The sequence below is a fragment of the Haloarcula hispanica ATCC 33960 genome, assembly GCF_000223905.1.
Taxonomy (GTDB): domain Archaea; phylum Halobacteriota; class Halobacteria; order Halobacteriales; family Haloarculaceae; genus Haloarcula; species Haloarcula hispanica.
In genome coordinates, this window is record NC_015948.1 from 1,685,575 (window position 1) to 1,704,207 (window position 18,633).

Consider the following 18,633-nt stretch of genomic DNA (forward strand, 5'->3'; position numbering starts at 1 on the left):
CACCGAGCCGCGGTCCTTTTCTCCCCTGCGACCCAACCGAGCGCAGATGCGTGTCGAACCGCTTCCCGACGTCCCGGCGGCCACCGTCGATACTGACGGGGAGCGACTGCTGGCGGTGGCCGATTATCACGCCGGCATCGAAGCAGGGCTCAGATACGAGGGGGTCGAACTCCAGTCGGCCGCCGAGGCCCGCCGGGAGCGGTTGCTGACATGCCTGAGACGCGCCCGGGCCGACCGGCTGGTCGTCATCGGCGACCTGGGCCACGCCATCGGCGACCCGTTCGCAGACGAGCGAGCGGAGCTCGAAACGCTGTTCGACGCCCTTGACGTGCCCGTGACACTGGTGAAAGGGAATCACGACGGCGGTCTGGAGCCAGTCTTGTCTGACCTCGACGCCGACGTCGAAGTGACGCCGGGACACGGCACCCGCATCGGCGCTGTCGGGTTCGCCCACGGCCACACCTGGCCTGCGCCGGACGTACTCGAAGCGGATGTCGTCTGTGTCGGCCACGAACATCCCGTCGTCCGACTCGAAGACAGCGTCGGTGGGGCCCAGAAGGAGCGGGCCTGGCTCCGCGGCTCGCTGGTGAGTGAGCCCTTCGCCGAACAGTTCGACCAACCAGTCGAGAACGCGCCGGACATCGTCGTCTTTCCGGCGTTTAACGACCACTCCGGCGGGACGTGGGTCAACGTCGACGGCCAGGAGTTCCTCGCCCCGTTCCTGCCCGAGGGCATGGCGGATACCGAGGCGTTCCTGCTTGATGGCACGCGGTTAGGGGCCTACCGACAGGTCTGAGCGGGGGGTCTGGACCCGTTTAGGTCTCTGAAAGTTCCGCTTCGAGTTCGTCGACCAGTTCGGTGTTGCCGAGGAACGTCGGCGTCCGGTCGTGGATACCGTCCGGTTCGACGTCAAGTAGGGACTTCGAGCCGTCGCTTGAGGCCCCACCGGCAGCCTCGACGAGGTACGCGAGCGGCGCTGATTCGAAGTGGACCCGGAGCTTGCCGTTTGGATACCCCGACGTCACCGGATACCCGAACAGCCCGCCGTATTCGAGCACCTGTGCCAGGTCGGCGACGGTCGCGCCGCCGTAGCGGAGCTTCAGGTCCCGCTCGAAGGACTGGGCGATGTCGTTGAACGCGTCGCTTCGCTCGCCAGTCTTGCCCGCTAACCCGACTACCGTCGCCTCTGCTGGCAGTTCGAACTGGCCCCAGCGCTCGCTGTGCCCGTCCCGGAGGAGGTGCTCCTGAACGACATCGCGGTCGGACCGGGCGATTGTCAGTGTCGTGTATGGGCCGTACAGCACCATCAGTGATGCGACCATTTCCCGGCCCGCCGCGGGCAGTTCAGCGTCGTAGACCCCGATTATCGTCCCCACGGAGTTGTTCGAGGCGAGGTTCGAGGAGCCATCGAGCGGGTCGATAGCGATACTGTAGCCTTCACCGCAATCGACCACGTCGCTACGTTCCTCGCTCGCGTACGCGCCGATGCCGTCGATGTACGCGAGTGCGTCGAAAAACAGGTCATCGGCCCACACGTCGCCACCGACCTGTTGCTCCCCACTCGGGTTCTCGCCAGCGGCTCTGTTGGCGTAGTTCGCCAGGTTCCCGCTAACGTAGTGGGCCGTGTCCTTTACCGCCCGTTCGATCTCATCAAGCGTGTTCACAGGCCATCACCGGCCGCAGTTGCACAGGCGTCAGTCATGGTTCCACATATCCCAGGGCAACGACATAAGGCTGTACCCGTTCTCCCCCGCAACGCCCGTAATGCCCTGGTTACCGACGGGGGACGAGAGAATATGACACAACGTGTTTAACCCGGTGTAGTCGCTAGAGGGGGGCGATGACTGACGGGGTCGCTCGCGGCGATGACGCCTTCACTGCGCTCGGGCCGGCCGTCCGCAGTGCGCTCTCCGAGCGCGGTTTCACGACGCCGACCGACCCACAGCGAAAGGCGATTCCAACTCTGGCTGACGGGCGAGACGCGCTAGTCGTCGCCCCGACCGGAACCGGAAAAACTGAAACGGCGATGTTGCCGGTCTTCGACGCGCTGGCCGAATCCGAGGACCGCTTTGGCATCGGCGCGCTGTACATCACGCCGCTCCGGGCGCTGAACCGCGACATGCGCCAGCGCCTCGACTGGTGGGGCGAGACGCTCGGTCTCGAAGTAGACGTCCGCCACGGCGACACGACGGACTACCAGCGCCAGAAACAGGCCAACGACCCGCCGGACGTGCTCGTGACCACACCCGAGACGCTCCAGGCAATGCTCACCGGGTCGAAGCTCCGAACTGCGCTGGAGGATGTCGAACATATCGTCATCGACGAGGTCCACGAGCTCGCTGCGGCCAAGCGAGGCGCGCAGTTGACGGTCGGACTCGAACGGCTCCGGGAACTGTCCGGGCGGTTCCAGCGGATCGGCCTCTCGGCGACCGTCGGCGACCCACACGAGGTCGGCCGGTTTCTCACCGGCGGCCGCACGTGTGCCATCGTGGAAGTTGACATCGGCAGCCGGCTGGACATCGAGGTGGTCCGGCCCCAGATTACTGACCGGGACGAGGAACTGTCGAGTTCCCTCGTCACCGACGCGGGAACGGCCAGCCACGTCCGGTTCATCGCAGACCTCATCGACGAAAACGAATCGGTCTTGCTGTTCGTGAACACCCGACAAACAGCGGAGGCGCTTGGCTCGCGGTTCAAGGAGCTCGGAACTGACCTCGGGGTCCACCACGGCTCGCTGTCGAAGGAGGCTCGCATCGACGTGGAGGACCGGTTCAAGGCCGGCGACCTCGACGCCCTGCTGTGTACGTCCTCGATGGAGTTGGGCATCGACGTGGGCCACGTCGACCACGTCGTCCAGTACGGCAGCCCCCGGCAGGTGTCCCGCCTCGTCCAGCGGGTCGGCCGCGCCGGCCACCGCCGGGACCTCGTTTCCTCGGGCACGGTCGTTACGACTGACACCGACGACACGCTGGAGGCGCTGGCGATAGCGAGACAGGCCGAAGCCGGCGATGTCGAGCCCGCCGAAATCCACGACGGGAGCCTCGACACAGTTGCCAACCAGATCGCCGGACTGGTGATGGATACCGGCGAAATTCGGGCGATTCGGGCCTACGAGATACTGACCCGCGCGTACCCGTTCCGGGACCTCGACGAGGCCCAGTTCAAGCAGGTCGTCGAGGAACTCGCAGCGAACAACGTCATCTGGCTCGACGAGGACCGGGACACTCTGGAGAAACGCCGCGGGACCTGGCAGTACTTCTACCAGAACCTCTCGATGATTCCCGACGAGGCCACATACGACGTGGAGGACGTGGCCTCAGGCCAGCAGGTCGGGACCCTCGATGAGAAGTTCGTCGTCAACTTCGCCACGCCCGGCGAGGTGTTCGTCCAGCGCGGGGAGATGTGGCGCATCACGAACATCGACGAGGAAGAGGAAGTCGTGACCGTCTCACCCATCGAAGACCCCGCCGGTGAGGTCCCGTCGTGGGTGGGGCAGGAGATTCCGGTTCCGAGAGCCGTCGCCGCGGAAGTCGGCGAACTCCGTCGTGTGGCTGGTCGGCAACTCCAGGACGGCGCGGACACCGAGGCCGTCGCCAGAGACGTGGCGACTCGCTATGCCGCCGGCCCGGAGACCGTCGCCGAGGGACTTTCGCAGGTCGAGAAGCACGAGGGGCCGATTCCGGACGACACGACTATTCTGGTGGAGTTCCACGGCCGGGAGGTCATCGTCAACGCTTGCTACGGGCACAAAATCAACGAAACGCTGGGCCGGGTCCTCTCGGCGCTGCTCGGTCAACGGGCAGGGTCGTCGGTCGCGATGGATGTCGACCCGTACCGGATTACGCTGGAGGTCCCGCGCCGGATCACCGCCGGCGATGTCATCGAAGTCATTGAGGACACCGATCCTGACCACCTCCCAGCACTCATCGAACTCAGCCTGAAAAACGCCGACGCGCTGAAGTTCAAGCTCGCGCAGGTGGCGACGAAGTTCGGCTCGCTCAAGCGCTGGCGGGGCCGGGGGTCGACTGACTTCGGCCGTGACCGCCTGCTGGCAGCGCTTGAGGACACGCCGATGTATGACGAAGCCCTGCGCGAGGTTCGCCACGAGGACCTCGCTATCGAAGCGACAGCCGACCTCCTCCGGGATATCCAGCGCGGCGACGTGGCGCTCGAAACAGTGGGCGAGCACACGCCCATCGGGACCGGCGGCAGTTCCTCCGGGCGGGAACTCCTCTCACCGGAGAACGCCGACGCGAGCGTCATCAAAACCGTCAAGGAGCGCATCCAGAGTGACCGCGTCATCCTCGCATGTCTGCACTGCAAGGAGTGGGACCGCAAACAGCAGGTCAAGCGCGTGCGGGATCAGCCGTCGTGTCCGCAGTGTGGCTCGACCCGCATCGCCGCGCTGAATCCGTGGGCCGAGGAAGTCGTCTCGGCCGTCCGGACCGACGACAAGGACGAGGAGCAGGAGAAGATGACCGAACGAGCCTACCGCTCGGCCTCGCTGGTCCAGAGCCACGGGAAGCGGGCGGTGGTCGCGCTGGCCGCCCGCGGGGTCGGGCCCCACAACGCCGCCCGAATCATCAACCGCTTGCGGGAGGACGAAGACGAATTCTACCGGGACATCCTCCGACAGGAGCGGGAGTACGCACGGACGCAGTCGTTCTGGGGTTGAGAGCGGCACAGTACGCCAGCAGGCTAACTCAGTTCCCGAATCGCTTCCGCAAGTCGTGGCTCGATACCGTCAGGGTCAGGGGCTTCTATCGTGAGTTTCGTGTGTCGCTCGTCGGCATCAGTCACCTCCGAAAGCAGTCCGGCGCTGCGGTCGACCTCGACGTACAGCGTAAGTCCGTCGTCGTCGAACACCGGGACGATCTCGACCTCGTCGACCGCGCCGGCGAACTCGCCGCGCTGGGGCCGGAACTCGAACTCCTGAGCGAAGTTCGCCGAGGTAGTGAACAGGCTCCCGGCCGTCGCCTCACAGGCCGAGGCATGGAGCGAGAAACCGAGCGAATCCAGCGCGTCGAACACCGCTTGCGTGCGGTGTGTCGGTTCGACTTCGATGTAATCCTCGTCGCCGGGGTCGACCGCCATCGAGATATCGAGGCCGGTCTCGATTTCGACGGCCGTCGAGCGCGTAGTCACCGGCGTCTCCCTGGGAATATCTATAGTAGTCTCGAAACGTCGTTTCTCGCCCGCTTCGATAGTGAACGGTTCGGTAAGTTGCCACTGATCGATGATGGCGTCCTTGTACCCCTCGTCGGATTTATATTCGGTTTCCAGCGCGAAGTAGACCGCGTCGACATCCTGATCCGTCGACCCGCCCTCGACGTGGACCTCGGCCTGGACGGATTCGCCGGCTCTGACGGTATCCGTCGGCAGAATCGTGTCTACTGTGGCCGAGCCGATGCCGATTCTGGAGAGCACGTCTTTCATTCGTGTTGTGAAATTCGACCGTCACAGAGTATAAAGTTCAGGGAGCGACGCTATCGAAAGAATGGGGTTACGAGAGTGCCCGGGCACGTCCGGCTCCGGGCTGAGAGAGCCAGTTGGGACCGTTTCACCCTGACATAGCCGTTTGGAGCCGTCGGTTCCACTGCGGACGCAACCGATCAGTCGTCTGATGTACGCTGACCTATCATGACGACCCCGGCCGTGTTGCCGTCCAAGTCGGTGAGAGAGCGGCCGCTGAACTCATACGTACGGCGGTGCCCGCCGTCGGTGAGTAGGTCGGCCGTAACGGTAGCTCGCCCGCGATCGAGAGACCGATGGACCGCGTCGGTAATCGCCTCCCGCTCGGCTTCTGGAAACAGGTCGGTGATCGGCAGCCCTTCGGCTGCTTGTCCGGTGTGGCCTGTAAGCTCACCCGCCCGTTCGTTGCAGTGCTCGATGTGCCCATCTGCACTGAGGACGAACAGTGGGTCCTCCAGCGCATCGAGCGCTTGCTGGATGACCGCACGCTCCTCCAGTAGTTCCTGTTCGCGGTTGTGACGCTCGGTGATGTCAGTAAACGCAACGACCAGTTGTTCGACCTCGCCGTCAGAGATTATCGGTGTAGCGCTGACTTCGTGGATGACTTCCCCGACCGGGTGGTCCAGTGTCAGCGTATATTCGATTGTCTCGCGCGTGGCGACGCATTTCCGGTACGCACCAGCGATCTTTCTACTATTTTTCTCCCCAAGTGCTTCAACTGGAGTCTTACCGATAAGCTCTGACTCTACGAGGCCAGTGAACTCAAGCACTCGTGAGTTGCATCGCCGGAATCGGAACCCGTCTTGTTCAACATCGACGAGGAGGAGTCCGTTTCGCGTGTTCTCGAAAACAGCGGCGTACTCTGCTGTGGTTTCCTCCAGTTGCTTTCTCGACTGATACTGCGTGACAGCGTTGCTTATTCGATTGGCTAGCAGCTCGTACTGCTCAGCTCCGGATTGTTTCTGCAAGTAATCAGTCGCACCGGTAGAAATGGCATCGCTTGCAATCTCTTCGCTTCCTCGACCGGTGAACATGATAAACGGGAGTTGCGGGTGTCGCTCACGGACCGCCTGCAAAAATTCAAGCCCGTCTGTCTCGGGCATCTCGAAGTCTGAAACGACACAGTCAGGAAGAGAACGATCCATAGCCTGTAGCCCATCGGTGGCACTTGGGACAGTTTCGACCGTGAACCGCTCGTCTTCACGTTCAAGTAGCTCAGCCGTCACTGTAGCGAGGGCCTCGTCGTCGTCCACAAGAAGAATGCTAACCTCCCCCATATATCATGATAGCAGCCGAATGGATTATCTCTTTGCATAGTTCGCACCAATCATGACATTTAAATTTTAACTAAGTGGATAGGCAACGCAACCGCTCTACGATCTCTTAAGCCGTACTTTCTCTAAGTGTGTCCGAATTTATACTATTCTAATAGCAATGGTTTATCCGGACTACTCAAAGCGCTCGGCGTGCAATGGGGGATATGACCGAGTGGCGCGATGCGTCGGACCCCGCCTGCCCGGAGTGTGGCGAGCCGCTGGAGCCGACGGCGATGGCCTGCCCACACTGTGACGCGTCGTTACTCACCGACGAACAGACGGAGATGCTTGACGAACGCCTGACCGAGACGCTCGAGTCGATGGACGCCGGTGCGCCGACGTGGGCAGTCACGCTCACGGGGCTCTCGCTCGGCATCGCCATTGCGCCGCTCGTACTGTACGCCGTCGTCATCCTCGTCGGCGATCTCTCGCTTCCCGTGGCCGTCGGCGTCTTGCTGGCCGGCTGGCTCGGTCCAGCCGCGTATCTCTCGCGGCTGCGTAATCCCAGCGAGGTGCTGGCCCGGGGGCTGTACCTCGTCGTCGCCGGCGTGGCCGTCGTCGTGCTCGCAGTCGGCTACGAGGTCCTCCTGTCGGATGGCCCGTCAGTCGTCTCCGAACAGACCGCGCTCGTGTCGCTCGGTCTTGCGATTCCGGCGACGCTGGGAGCACTCATCGCGCGCCGCGCGGCCCGGCGGGCTGACCGGCAGGCCCGCGGGGAGCCGGGGCCGCTGCACGAGCGCTTCGGTATCGACGACGACGAGCCCGACAACTGAAAACGCCTAAGCGGGCCGCCGTTGTCCACCCGTGCATGCGACTGGAGGAGTACTGGGGCATCGGCCCGAAGACGTCCGAACTGCTCACCGAGGAGCTGGGCGTCGAGCGGGCTATCGAGGCCATCGAGTCGGCGGATACGCGTGCGCTAACCACGGCCGGCCTCTCCCGGGGGCGAGCGACGCGCATCCTCCGGCGGGCGACCGGGGCCGAGTCGATGGACCTGCTCGCCACCAGAGATACCCGCGACGTGTACAAGGAACTACTCGACCTCGCCGAGGAGTACGCGGTCACCGAAGATGCGGCCGACAGCATCCGGGTGCTGACGCCGCTACCGACCCGCGAGGCGATGGACGAGCGGCTGGACGACGTGCTCGAAGCGCGGGATACGTGGGCCGACCTCTCGGAGGCGGACCAGCGGGCCGTTCTCGACGCGTTCGACGCGTTCGACGCTGACGGGGGTGAACTAGCCGCAGTCGACGTGGCGCTCGCACTCCGGGACACTGGCATCGAGAGCGGCGTGTTCGAGCCGTTAGCGGCCCTCGACGGCGAGTCACTGACGGCTGGCCGGGCGGCGCTCGCCGGCCTCGCGGGCGACGGCGAGTCCGTCGGCGAAGGGGCCGACGAGGAACTCGACCGCCTGCGCGACCAGCTCGGGCAAATAGAGGATCTTGCAGCGGCATCAATGGAGGTCGTCGAGGCCGTTCAGGAGGGCGCTCGGCGGCCCGACGAGTTCCAGGACGCGCTCGTCCGGCACGTCACGGGCGAGACAGGTATCGACGCTGCCAGAGTCCGCGACGCGATGCCCCGCGAGGCGACCGACGCGCGGGATTTCGTCGACGTGGCGCTCCGGGAACTCCGAAGCACGCTCCGAAGCGACGTCCGGGAGCGCGAGGGGACGGTCGCCGACCGGCTGGAAGACGACCTCGCGGACGCCCGCGGGGACATCGACGCCGCCATCGAGGCGGTGGACGACATCGCGTTCTCAGTGTCGCTCGCCCGCTTCGCCATCGCGTTCGACCTGACGCGGCCCGCCTTCGTCGAGGACCGCAAGACCATCGCGGTGAAGCGGGCCCGGAACCTCACCATCGCCGACGTGGAGAGCGTCCAGCCGGTCACCTACGCTATCGGCGACCACACACTGGACCTAGACCGGGCGAACCAGCCGCCAAGCGGCGACCGGGTGGCCGTCCTGACCGGCGCGAACTCCGGCGGGAAGACGACCCTGTTGGAGACGCTGTGCCAGGTCCAGCTGCTCGCCCAGATGGGACTGCCCGTCCCCGCCGAGGCCGCCGAGGTGGGCATCGTCGACACCGTCGTGTTCCACCGCCGGCACGCGTCGTTCAACGCCGGCGTCCTCGAATCGACGCTGCGTTCGGTCGTGCCGCCGCTGACCGAGAGCGACCGGACGCTGATGCTCGTCGACGAGTTCGAGGCTATCACCGAGCCCGGCTCCGCCGCCGATCTCCTCCACGGACTCGTGACGCTGACCGTCGACCGCGACGCGCTGGGCGTGTTCGTCACTCACCTCGCGGACGATCTCGAACCGCTGCCTGTCGAGGCCCGTGTCGATGGCATCTTCGCCGAAGGGCTGAATCAGGACCTCGAACTACAGGTCGACTATCAGCCCCGGTTTGGCACTGTCGGGAAGTCCACGCCGGAGTTCATCGTCTCCAGGCTCGTTGCGAACGCAAAGGACCCCGTCGAACGCAACGGGTTCGAGACGCTCGCCACGGCTGTCGGCGAGGAAGCGGTCCAGCGGACGCTCTCGGACGCGCTCTGGACTGACGAGTAGCGCAGTTACGACAGCGAACCGGCGACGACTCACTCTTCCCCTTCGACTGCCCCGGCGATGTTTTCCAGCAGCCGCCGTACCTCCCGGCGGTTGTACCAGCGGATGAGCGGCGCGAGGAGAACCTCCGGGAGTGGCCCGGGGACCTCGTACTCGGCCGCGTATGTGAGCCGCGTGCCCCCGCGCTCCGGTTCGAACCGCCAGGCTATCCGGCCCGTCAGGTCGCCGCTCATCTCGTAAACGATACGCTCGGGCGGCTTGTACGTCGAGGCACGGACCTCACCGGTGAAGGTGATTCCGAACATTTTGTACTCGTACGCAGCGCGGTTTCCGCTGTTTGGCAGCCGCTCGATGCGTTCGGCGCGGGTAAGGCTCGGCGTGACGGCCGCCTGGTTCGACGGCTCGTCCATGAACGTGAACACTGTCTCGACTGGTGCATCGAGCCAGCGGTCGTCGGACGTATGGACCGTCATGTGTCCTGCTTCGCACTCCAGTATCTTACACGCTCGGCCACACAGGCCAGCAGACTAGTCCGGATACGGACGACTGCGACCGGTCCCGGCGGCTACAGCCGACGGGTACGGCGTGACTGTGCTCGGCTCTTCGAGTCGCGTCGCCGCCTACCGATGACAGCGGCGAGGTAGGTTCTATGCATCATGGGTGATTTCCCGGCCGGAATCGGACCTGCGCCAGGCAGGAACCCGGCCCCACTTGTTGATTTCGGGAAAGCAGGAGACGGGGCGAGTTAGAGGGTTGCGCTTACGCGTTACCGGTCACGTTGAGGCGGTTGACCGCCATCACGCCGAACCCCTCCTGCAGGAGTTCGGTGCGGCCATCGGCGGTGTTCCGTTCAGCGTCAACGCACAGGGTCAGCGACACGTCGGCGTCGACCCGGATGTCGGTCCAGGTCGGCCGCACGCTGGTCACGCGGTCGACCGCCACGTCTTCGACGCCGTCGACGGCCGCGAGGACACCGGCGACACCGGCTTCGAGGGTCTCGGACCCGCCACGCGGAACGCGCAGTGATACGTCGGCCGATACCTCGGTCGGGGGAGTCGCCTGCAGCGACATAACGCCGACGGCCGGAGTCGAACCGGGCCGAGAGGGCACTCACCAGTCGAGTCGCGTCGGTCGGAGACTGCGCGGGTGGCGGGCGCGTACGTCCGGCCCGGAACGGCCGGTACAGGATTCCCACACCGGGAGGATGGGGAACCCGAAGGCTGGACAGCGAGATAGCTACACGACACAGTACAGACTCGGGGGCGAGTGGCACAGGCCGACAGGCCACACTGGGCGGTGCAGGCCTATCAGACGGAGTGGCCGAGCGGGAGACAGGGCTTCACCGCTTGACAGTGAGCCCGAACGAATCGCCACCGCAGTGCGGCGTCCGTGAGTGGGACGCCGGTCCCACGGCAGCGAACCAGTCTATGGTGCCACGGGCGGAATTTTCACCGAGCGGGTGTCCGCAGTGGCCCGTTCCCCAATAAGGGATGCGTACTCGACCGTAGCGTCAAGGCTACGTTCGATAGCCGACCGCCCGCTGTACAGCCAGCGAGCGAACGACGTTGGCGCGGGAACGGGAATTGCGTAAGTCATGGGTCACCACGTCGGTGAAAGCGACGTATATCCGACCAGAACCGGTGATATATTAAATCTGTTTCAGACATGATACCAAATGACAAGAACGGGAACGTTCGCTGGCACGACAGTACGGCTTCAGTCGGCCGCTGCTGGTTGCTGCGTCGCAGTCGGTCCCTCGGCACTTGCCTTGCTGTGTGTGGCTGTTCCCGCCAGCGTCCGCGTGGAGTTCCCCACGACGAGCAGGCTGCTGGCCGTCATCGCCAGCGCCGCAAACAGTGGGTTCAGGACGCCAAGCAACGCGAGCGGGAGCGCCACGGCGTTGTAACAGAACGCCCACGCGAGGTTCTGTCGGACCCGCGTGCGAGTTGCGGCCGTCACGGCGAACATGTCAGGAACGGCGCGCAGGTCGTCTGTTGTGACGACCGCGTCGGCCGCATCGGCGGCCAGTGACGTGCCTGACGCCATAGCGATGCCGACGTCGGCGGCAGCCAGGGCCGGGGCGTCGTTACTCCCGTCGCCGACCATCGCGACAGTCCCGCGGGACTGCAGTCGCTCGACGACTTCGGCTTTCGCCTCCGGCGGCACCCCGGCGAACACTTCGTCGACGCCGTCGTGGCGCTCGAACGGGACGGCGGCCTCGGGCCGGTCGCCAGTGATGACGACGACATCGCGGTCCCGGGCGAGCGTCGAGACGACCGACTCCCAGTTCGCGCGGAGCCTGTCCCCCGCGACGAGCACGTCCTGTGCTTCGCCGTCCCAGCCGACGAGCGCCGGGACACGCCCGTTCTCAGTCGCACGCTCACACTGGGTCCGGAGGTCGGCGGGCACGTCGAACCCGAGGTCGTCGAACAGCGCTTGCGTCCCGACGACGACCTGTTCCCCATCGACTGTCGCACTGACGCCCTGGCCCGGGTGTTGCTCGAACTCGGAGACAGTCGCGTCGGGGACCGACACGGCGTCCGTCACCGCTTCGGCGACGGGATGGTCCGCGAACTGCTCGACCGCGGCGGCTCGGGCCATCGCCCGGTCGTCGGCCCGCTCCAGCAGTTCCATCTCGCCGGTCGTCAGCGTGCCCGTCTTGTCGAACGCGACCACGTCCGCGTCGGTCTCCGTCTCGAACACCGCATCGCCGGTGACGACGGTCCCGCCGTCCAGCGCCCGGCGGATGCCGGCCGCGGTCGCCAGCGGCGTCGCCAGCCCCAGCGCGCAGGGACAGGAGACCACGAGTACAGCCAGCCCGGTCAGCATCGCGTCCGTCGGCGTCGCTCCGGCGACGAGGTGCCCGCCGGTAGCGAGAACAGCCAGGAAAACCACCAGCGGGACGAAGACGGCGGCGATACGGTCAACCAGCCGCTGGACGCCGCCGCGCGTGCTCTGGACCTCCCACAGCAGGTTCGTCAGCCGGTCGACGGTGCTCTCGGCGTCCGGCCCGACCTGGACGACGACGCCGCCCTGCGTGACCAGGGACCCGCCGATGACCTCGTCGCCGTCCGTCTTCCGGACGGCTAGCGACTCGCCGGTCACGAGCGACTCGTCGACGGCAGCGGTCCCTTCCACGACGGTGCCGTCGACCGGGACGCGATCCCCGGACCGGACAACGACTTCGTCGCCGGGCGACAGCACCCCTACATCGACCTCCTCGTGACCACCGTCGGTGCGTCGCCGGGCGCTATCGGCCCGCTGTGTCGTGAACTCCGTGAGGCGGTCCAGCGCGCGCCGCCGAACCCGGTCCTGGTAGTAGTCGCCGACCGAGACGGCCATGACGATGACCGTCGCCACGTCGAAGTACACCTCTGTATGTCCCAAAATGACGGCGACAACGCTGTACAGGAAAGCGGTCACGGCGGCCATCGCCACCAGCAGGTCCATGTTCGGACGGCCAGCCCGGAGACTGACGTAGGCCCCGCGAAGCAACGGCCACCCAGTGTACCCGACTACGACGCCGGTCATCACGGCCATGTTCCACAGCAGGTAGTCCCCCGCCTGCCCCGCCGGGTCGAACAGCAACAGCGACGAGTCGACACCGAGGTAGGCCGGGTAGAGAAAGAGGATGTACCACAGCATCGTCATCATTCCGAAGAAGCCGCCGACGATGAGACGCCCCTCCAGTTCGTACTCGTCGTCGGTCTCCGTGGCCTGCAGGCTGGCGTCGTAGCCGGTGCCGGCCACCGCGTCCGCGAGGTCCGACTCGGAGAGCGCGTCGGCGTCGTAGGTGAGTTTCATCGTCCCCGTCGGGTAGCTGGCGGCCGCGGCGGCGACGCCGTCGTGGTCTGTGGCCCGCGCTTCCAGAAACGTCTCGCAGGTCGCACAGTGCATCCCCTCGACGGAGAGGAAGGCCGTCTCGCCGTCGGCGTCGTCCGGATCGGGTCCTGTGTCGGCCGCGTCGCGGGTCTCCGTCGCCGGGTCGTCGAGCGTCCGGGCGACCTCCAGACAGCCGCGACAGCAGAACGTCCCCTCGACCGCGTCGTCGGTGACCGGCGTATCGACCGGCAGGTCACAGAGCGTACAGTGGGTCATGTCCAGGGCATCGGCAGGGGTGGTTTCGGGATGGCGATACCGAACGCCGCCAGCCCGTTCGACAGCGGGACGAGCGCGAGTGCGATGAAGACGACGCCGAGCACCCGGTGCAGCGTTGCGCGATGGCCCGGCGACAGCGTGCCGAAGGCGGTCCCGTAGGCAAACACCAGCGGGAACGTCCCGAGGCCGAGCGCGGCCAGCGAGAGCCCGCCAGTGAGCGCGGAGCCCGTCGCAAACGCATACAGGAACGCCGGGTAGAGCAGCGGACAGGGGAGCAGCCCGTGCATTGCACCCAGCGCGACCATCCCCGGGCCGTCGACCCACCGGTCGACTCTGGCAACGAGCGACGCGGAGAGTCGCTGGAACAGGTCCCCGACCAGCGGTAGCGACCGGGCCACATCGACGGCGCGGCCACGGGAGAGATACCCCAGCCCCACGGTGATGATAGCGAGGCCGACGAAAACCCCGACGGCTCCACGGACGGCGGTCCCGAGGCGTGCTAAGCCGGCCACGTCGTACAGAACGCTGCCAGCAGCGCCAAGCACCGTTCCGACGAGCGCGTAGCTCAGCGTCCGTCCGGCGTTGAACAGCGCGTGCTGACGTATTTCGTGGCCTGATACCGGCCCGCCGTCGTCAAGTCTATCGGCGTAGGTGGTGACTAACGGCCCGCACATCCCGAGGCAGTGGACACTCCCGACGAGTCCCAGCCCGACGAACGCCGCGAGGCCGGCCGTCTCACCGGAACTCAGCCCCGCCGTCCCGAACTGCATATCAGACGGTACTCGACTCGGTTGGTTGTGTCATCCAGAACAGGCTGCCGGCGATGATGACGACGCTGACCAGCGAGAGCGCGACGATGGAGCGTCCGGTTCCCTGCATGTAGTACGCGACCGGCGCGAGACCGAGCAGCGCCAGCAACGTCACGAGCCGAGGGCTTGACGCAGACATATCTGGCCGTACGTTAGAGGGATTATAAAAAGAAACGGGTCGTTCCTGCCGGCTGAAAACACCATCAGGGGTTTTTTTAGGTAATCTGCTATCTTCCCAGATATGGTACGGCACGAAGCTAGAAGCAGCCAGCTGCCAGATTCGCACGACGCGGTGGGGGTGCGACGATGGCGCTGAGTCGGCGACAGTTCGTCGGTGCCGCAGCCGGGACGGCGGCGCTGGCCGCGACCGGCACGGCGACAGCACAGGAAGAACCGGACTACGGCGGCTGGTTCGACGACGTGTCGAACTACGACGGGACCGCCGACAAGCGAGGCCAAGACACTGTTACAATCACCGTCGGCGCGCAGGGCAACAACGGCGCGTTCGCCTTCGACCCGCCGGCAGTGATGGTCAGCCCGGGCACAGAGGTCGTCTGGGAGTGGAACGGCGAAGGCGGCGGTCACAACGTCGTCTCCGACGGCGACGGCCCGCTCGACTCCGGGGGCGCGGTCAGCGAAGCCGGCACGACCTACAGCCACACCTTCGAGTCTGAGGGGATGTTCAAGTACGTCTGTGTTCCCCACGAAGCGCTCGGAATGAAAGGCGCAGTCGTCGTCCGGTCCGGTGGCAGCGGGGGCGGCGACTCCGATGGCGGCGGTCAGCAACAAGGACCGCCGGCAAACCCGGATTACGGCGGCTGGTTCGACGACGTCTCGAACTACGACGGAACGACAGTCGACAGAACCGACGCCGATAGCGTCGAGATATCGGTCGGTGCACAGGGCAACAACGGCGCGTTCGCCTTCGACCCGCCAGCGGTTCGGGTGACACCCGGCACCGAAGTGACGTGGAAGTGGACCGGCGAAGGCGGCGGCCACAACGTCGTCTCCGACGGTGACGGTCCACTCGACTCCGGGGGCGCGGTCAGCGAAGCCGGCACGACCTACAGCCATACCTTCGAGGAAATGGGCGTGTACAAATACGTCTGTGTCCCTCACGAGTCACTCGGGATGAAGGGCGCTGTCGTTGTCGGTGGCCCGCTCGATGGCAGCGGTGGTGGCAGTGACGGCGGCAGCGGACAGGAAGGGAGCGGTATCGAACTCTCCGGCCCGCAGTGGCTCCTTTCAGGCTCGGTCCTGCTGGCGTTCTTCTCGCCGCTGTTGTTCGCGGTCGCGATGCGACGCCGCCAGAACGGGCGGCCTCCACAGACGGGTGAAGGTGGCGAGCTACGGCGGGCGAGCGGCCCGGAACCTGTTGAAGAGGCCGCTGAAACTGAACCGGCTGTCGAGCTGGGCCACGACGAGTACGACCCGAAGGGAACGGCGGCGTTGGTCGCCTTCTACTTCGTGTTGATTGCCCTGCTGTGGGTGTTCATGTACTTCGTCGAGTTCCTCGGCCGCGTCTCCATAATCGGGTGATACCATGCAGGTTCATAGATTCGAAAAAGTTTGGCTCGGTGCAGCGATACTGCTCATCGTCGGTTTCATCGCCACCATCGCGTACGGGTCGGTTGGTGTCGGCGTCGGGATGGTCGACGATACGGGCGGACAGATCAGCGCAGAAGAAGTACAGAACGGTAACACTGGGACCCAGTTCGACGACCCCGGTGTCGTCAAAGAGGACGGGCAGTACGTCGTGTACGTCGTCGCCCGGCAGTTCCAGTTCTCTCCCGGAACTGGGGACACACCGATCCGCGTGCCCGCGGGTGAGAACGTCACGTTCAAGGTGACCAGTGCAGACGTGGTGCACGGCTTCTCAGTGGTCGAAACCAACATCAACACGATGGTCATCCCGGGACAGGTCTCAGAAGTCTCGGCCCGATTCAACGAGCCCGGCACCTACGGGCTCATCTGTCACGAATACTGCGGGGCGGCCCATCACACGATGGGTGGCTCCGTCGAGGTCGTCCCGCCGGAGGAGTACGATATGCAGCAAGAGAACATCGACCAGTCCGCAGATGACGCACAGGCTCAGGAGGAGGCGGATCAGTAATGGTGTTCGTCGACTCCTATCCGAAAACGTCGAAGCTCGTCCGTAGCGAGTTCCTCGTCTCGTTCATCGCTCTCGGAATCGGTGCGCTGTTCGGCGTCATCCAGGCGCTCCATCGGACCGGCGTGTTCCGGGGCTTCGTCAGTTCAGCCGACTACTACACGATTCTGACGGGCCACGGCGTCCTGCTGGCGCTCGTGTTTACCACGTTCTTCATCGCAGGACTGTTCACATGGGCTGTCGCCAGCAGTCTCGAACGGGAGTTGCCACAGCGTATCGCCTGGTCGGCCTTCTGGATAATGCTCACGGGGACGGTGCTTGCGGCCGTGTCTATCATCGGCGGTATCGTCGGTTCGCCGTCGATCCTGGGTCACGACCTCGAAGCGGACGTGCTGTTCACCTTCTACGCCCCGATGAAGGCGCACCCGGCGTTCTACATCGGCGCCGCGCTCATCATCGTCGGCTCGTGGGTCGCCGGCCTCGCGTACTTCAAGTCCCTGTGGGAGTGGCGCTCTGAGAACCCGGGTGAACGCATTCCCCTGCAGACGTTCATGGTCCTGACGACGATGCTGATGTGGTACGTCTCCACCATCGGCGTCGCCGTCGAGGTCGTCGCCTTCCTCATTCCGTGGTCGCTCGGACTCATCCAGAACGTCGACCCGCTGCTGACGCGGACGCTGTTCTGGTACTTCGGCCACCCGGTCGTGTACTTCTGGCTCATGCCGGCGTATCTCGTCTGGTACACGATTCTACCGAAGCTGGCCGGTGGGCGGCTGTTCAGTGACCCGCTGGCCCGCGTCGTGTTCGTCGCCTTCCTGCTGCTTTCGACCCCGGTCGGCTTCCACCACCAGTACACCGACCCCGGCATCCCCTCGGGCTACAAGTTCATCGCGATGACGAACACGATGTTCTTGCTGTTGCCCTCGCTGCTGACCGCGTTCACCGTGGTCGCCTCGGTCGAACACGGCGCTCGCCAGCGGGGTGCAAAGGGCTATCTCTCCTGGCTTCGGAATCTGCCCTGGGGTAAGCCGGCCTTCGCCGGCTGTATGCTCGCCGGCCTGATGTTCGCCGCAGGAGGGTTCTCCGGCATGATCAACGCCGGGATGAACATCAACTACCTCATCCACAACACCATCTGGGTGCCCGGCCACTTCCATCTCACCGTCGGGACTGCGTTCGCGCTAACGGCGATGGCGATCAGCTACTGGCTGGTCCCACAGATCACCGGGAAGAAACTCCGACAGCGCACCATCGCCACGCTCCAGCCGTACGTCTGGTTCGTGGGCATGGCGGTGATGTCGAACGCCATGCACCGCGCCGGCCTCGCCGGCATTCCGCGACGGACTGCCGAACCGACGTACGACGAGTTCGCGTTCGAGGGCGTCGCCGGAACGGTCGGCGAAATGCGCATCCAGATCGCCATCGGCGGCTTCCTGCTGTTCGTCGGCGCGGCGATGTTCCTCATCGTCATGGCCGACACCTTGCTCGCTCGCCGCGGCGGGACGCTGTCGGTCAACGGGACGATTCCGGAGCCGCTGTCCGGCGCGGACCACAGCCCGCGTATCCTGGACAACTACAAGCTCTGGACGGCGATTGCCCTGCTGCTCATCGCCATCGCCTACGGGCCGCCGCTCGCCAGCATGGTCGCTGATGGACTGTTCGCGCCCGGTAGCCCGCCGATCCCGGTCTAACACAACTTCACTACTCTCTCATCATGTTCGACGACGTCGACGGTCCGGAGCAGAAAACGCTGCTACGACTCCTCATCATCGTTGGAATCGGCTTGCCGATCCTCATCGAGGTCGTTACCTTCGGGAGTATGATGGGGCATCATTTGACCGGGGACACCGGAGGTGAGGCGGTCCCCGAAACGCCGACTGCGGAGCCGGCCGGTGCCGGCGTCGGCGACCCGATTCTGGAATCCGCGAACGTCTCAGCCCGCATCGATGCGGCGTCTGTCGTCACCGCTGACGAGGGGTGGCGGTTCACGCTCACGGTGAACGTGACGAACACCGGGACAGACCCCGCGGCAGTTCGTCTCGACAGCGTCACCACCCGCAGCGGCGAGACGGTTGCGGAATCCGCGAGCACCGGACAGCTACCAGTGAATCAGACTGACGACGTGACCAAGTCGTGGCTACTGCCCCCCGGCGAACGACCGGACACTGTCTCCGTAACAGTGCTAGTGTATCCGGACGGGGGCTCGGTACAATCGACGCAATACACCGTTGCGCTCGGTGACATCCCCGTTTCGAACCGCTGACC

At 65.2% G+C, this 18,633-nt stretch carries 16 protein-coding genes; 8 read left to right on the forward strand and 8 right to left on the reverse strand.

Going from position 1 to position 18,633, the window contains the following annotated elements; all coding sequences use genetic code 11:
• Positions 1 to 46 precede the first annotated feature (46 nt).
• Positions 47 to 796: a metallophosphoesterase gene (locus HAH_RS08455; protein WP_014040546.1), complete on the forward strand. Its 750-nt coding sequence runs from the start codon at positions 47 to 49 to the stop codon at positions 794 to 796.
• A 19-nt stretch (positions 797 to 815) separates the two neighbouring features.
• Here HAH_RS08455 and HAH_RS08460 read toward each other — a convergent pair whose 3' ends face one another.
• A complete protein-coding gene (locus HAH_RS08460; RefSeq protein WP_014040547.1) occupies positions 816 to 1,664 on the reverse strand; it encodes a class 1 fructose-bisphosphatase in 849 nt (282 codons plus the stop codon).
• Positions 1,665 to 1,840: 176 nt separating this feature from the next.
• Here HAH_RS08460 and HAH_RS08465 point away from each other — a divergent pair, with 176 nt between their 5' ends.
• A complete protein-coding gene (locus HAH_RS08465) occupies positions 1,841 to 4,675 on the forward strand; it encodes a DEAD/DEAH box helicase (RefSeq protein ID WP_014040548.1) in 2,835 nt (944 codons plus the stop codon).
• A gap of 23 nt (positions 4,676 to 4,698) precedes the next feature.
• Here the strand turns inward: HAH_RS08465 and HAH_RS08470 are convergent, their stop codons facing one another.
• Both HAH_RS08470 and HAH_RS08475 read right to left on the reverse strand, forming a co-directional pair.
• A complete protein-coding gene (locus HAH_RS08470; protein ID WP_014040549.1) occupies positions 4,699 to 5,436 on the reverse strand; it encodes a sporulation protein in 738 nt (245 codons plus the stop codon).
• Between the two features lie 176 nt (positions 5,437 to 5,612).
• Positions 5,613 to 6,749 carry a PAS domain-containing response regulator gene (locus HAH_RS08475; RefSeq protein WP_044951868.1) on the reverse strand — a complete coding sequence of 379 codons (1,137 nt, stop codon included), beginning with the start codon at positions 6,747 to 6,749 and terminating at the stop codon, positions 5,613 to 5,615.
• A 194-nt stretch (positions 6,750 to 6,943) separates the two neighbouring features.
• On the opposite strand from HAH_RS08475, the gene HAH_RS08480 reads away from it, so the two are divergent.
• Both HAH_RS08480 and HAH_RS08485 read left to right on the forward strand, forming a co-directional pair.
• On the forward strand, positions 6,944 to 7,561 hold the full coding sequence (locus HAH_RS08480; RefSeq protein WP_023843296.1) for a zinc ribbon domain-containing protein: 618 nt from the start codon (positions 6,944 to 6,946) through the stop codon (positions 7,559 to 7,561).
• Between the two features lie 35 nt (positions 7,562 to 7,596).
• Positions 7,597 to 9,354 carry a MutS-related protein gene (locus tag HAH_RS08485; RefSeq protein ID WP_014040552.1) on the forward strand — a complete coding sequence of 586 codons (1,758 nt, stop codon included), beginning with the start codon at positions 7,597 to 7,599 and terminating at the stop codon, positions 9,352 to 9,354.
• Between the two features lie 29 nt (positions 9,355 to 9,383).
• Here HAH_RS08485 and HAH_RS08490 read toward each other — a convergent pair whose 3' ends face one another.
• From HAH_RS08490 to HAH_RS19695, 5 genes are all read right to left on the reverse strand, one after another.
• Positions 9,384 to 9,824 carry an SRPBCC family protein gene (locus HAH_RS08490; protein ID WP_014040553.1) on the reverse strand — a complete coding sequence of 147 codons (441 nt, stop codon included), beginning with the start codon at positions 9,822 to 9,824 and terminating at the stop codon, positions 9,384 to 9,386.
• Positions 9,825 to 10,110: 286 nt separating this feature from the next.
• Positions 10,111 to 10,422, reverse strand: a complete 312-nt coding sequence (locus tag HAH_RS08495; protein ID WP_014040554.1) for a hypothetical protein — start codon at positions 10,420 to 10,422, stop codon at positions 10,111 to 10,113.
• A 645-nt stretch (positions 10,423 to 11,067) separates the two neighbouring features.
• Positions 11,068 to 13,449: a heavy metal translocating P-type ATPase gene (locus HAH_RS08500; protein ID WP_014040555.1), complete on the reverse strand. Its 2,382-nt coding sequence runs from the start codon at positions 13,447 to 13,449 to the stop codon at positions 11,068 to 11,070.
• Positions 13,446 to 14,219, reverse strand: a complete 774-nt coding sequence (locus tag HAH_RS08505) for a sulfite exporter TauE/SafE family protein (protein WP_014040556.1) — start codon at positions 14,217 to 14,219, stop codon at positions 13,446 to 13,448. Before HAH_RS08505 ends, HAH_RS08500 begins: the two co-directional genes overlap by 4 nt.
• Position 14,220: 1 nt before the next feature.
• The gene (locus HAH_RS19695) at positions 14,221 to 14,397 is read right to left on the reverse strand and encodes a hypothetical protein (RefSeq protein ID WP_023843297.1); all 177 of its coding nucleotides are present in this window, start codon (positions 14,395 to 14,397) and stop codon (positions 14,221 to 14,223) included.
• Positions 14,398 to 14,564: 167 nt separating this feature from the next.
• Here HAH_RS19695 and HAH_RS08510 point away from each other — a divergent pair, with 167 nt between their 5' ends.
• From HAH_RS08510 to HAH_RS08525, 4 genes are read left to right on the forward strand one after another with little or no spacing between them, the layout of a single operon-like run.
• The gene (locus HAH_RS08510) at positions 14,565 to 15,797 is read left to right on the forward strand and encodes a halocyanin domain-containing protein (protein ID WP_014040558.1); all 1,233 of its coding nucleotides are present in this window, start codon (positions 14,565 to 14,567) and stop codon (positions 15,795 to 15,797) included.
• A 4-nt stretch (positions 15,798 to 15,801) separates the two neighbouring features.
• A complete protein-coding gene (locus tag HAH_RS08515) occupies positions 15,802 to 16,371 on the forward strand; it encodes a cytochrome c oxidase subunit II (protein WP_014040559.1) in 570 nt (189 codons plus the stop codon).
• Positions 16,371 to 18,059: a b(o/a)3-type cytochrome-c oxidase subunit 1 gene (locus tag HAH_RS08520; protein ID WP_014040560.1), complete on the forward strand. Its 1,689-nt coding sequence runs from the start codon at positions 16,371 to 16,373 to the stop codon at positions 18,057 to 18,059. Before HAH_RS08515 ends, HAH_RS08520 begins: the two co-directional genes overlap by 1 nt.
• Positions 18,060 to 18,082: 23 nt before the next feature.
• Positions 18,083 to 18,631 (forward strand): hypothetical protein, encoded by a 549-nt coding sequence (locus tag HAH_RS08525; RefSeq protein WP_014040561.1) that lies wholly within the window; start codon positions 18,083 to 18,085, stop codon positions 18,629 to 18,631.
• The last annotated feature ends 2 nt before the right edge of the window (positions 18,632 to 18,633 follow it).

What these genes read in the sequence shown, in the direction of transcription:
- HAH_RS19695 (WP_023843297.1), bottom strand. Translation starts at nt 14,397, where the DNA reads ATGTCTGCGTCAAGCCCTCGGCTCGTGACGTTGCTGGCGCTGCTCGGT.
- HAH_RS08510 (WP_014040558.1), top strand. Translation starts at nt 14,565, where the DNA reads ATGGCGCTGAGTCGGCGACAGTTCGTCGGTGCCGCAGCCGGGACGGCG.
- HAH_RS08470 (WP_014040549.1), bottom strand. Translation starts at nt 5,436, where the DNA reads ATGAAAGACGTGCTCTCCAGAATCGGCATCGGCTCGGCCACAGTAGAC.
- HAH_RS08520 (WP_014040560.1), top strand. Translation starts at nt 16,371, where the DNA reads ATGGTGTTCGTCGACTCCTATCCGAAAACGTCGAAGCTCGTCCGTAGC.
- HAH_RS08465 (WP_014040548.1), top strand. Translation starts at nt 1,841, where the DNA reads ATGACTGACGGGGTCGCTCGCGGCGATGACGCCTTCACTGCGCTCGGG.
- HAH_RS08480 (WP_023843296.1), top strand. Translation starts at nt 6,944, where the DNA reads ATGGGGGATATGACCGAGTGGCGCGATGCGTCGGACCCCGCCTGCCCG.
- HAH_RS08495 (WP_014040554.1), bottom strand. Translation starts at nt 10,422, where the DNA reads ATGTCGCTGCAGGCGACTCCCCCGACCGAGGTATCGGCCGACGTATCA.
- HAH_RS08500 (WP_014040555.1), bottom strand. Translation starts at nt 13,449, where the DNA reads ATGACCCACTGTACGCTCTGTGACCTGCCGGTCGATACGCCGGTCACC.
- HAH_RS08505 (WP_014040556.1), bottom strand. Translation starts at nt 14,219, where the DNA reads ATGCAGTTCGGGACGGCGGGGCTGAGTTCCGGTGAGACGGCCGGCCTC.
- HAH_RS08455 (WP_014040546.1), top strand. Translation starts at nt 47, where the DNA reads ATGCGTGTCGAACCGCTTCCCGACGTCCCGGCGGCCACCGTCGATACT.
- HAH_RS08525 (WP_014040561.1), top strand. Translation starts at nt 18,083, where the DNA reads ATGTTCGACGACGTCGACGGTCCGGAGCAGAAAACGCTGCTACGACTC.
- HAH_RS08475 (WP_044951868.1), bottom strand. Translation starts at nt 6,749, where the DNA reads ATGGGGGAGGTTAGCATTCTTCTTGTGGACGACGACGAGGCCCTCGCT.
- HAH_RS08490 (WP_014040553.1), bottom strand. Translation starts at nt 9,824, where the DNA reads ATGACGGTCCATACGTCCGACGACCGCTGGCTCGATGCACCAGTCGAG.
- HAH_RS08515 (WP_014040559.1), top strand. Translation starts at nt 15,802, where the DNA reads ATGCAGGTTCATAGATTCGAAAAAGTTTGGCTCGGTGCAGCGATACTG.
- HAH_RS08485 (WP_014040552.1), top strand. Translation starts at nt 7,597, where the DNA reads ATGCGACTGGAGGAGTACTGGGGCATCGGCCCGAAGACGTCCGAACTG.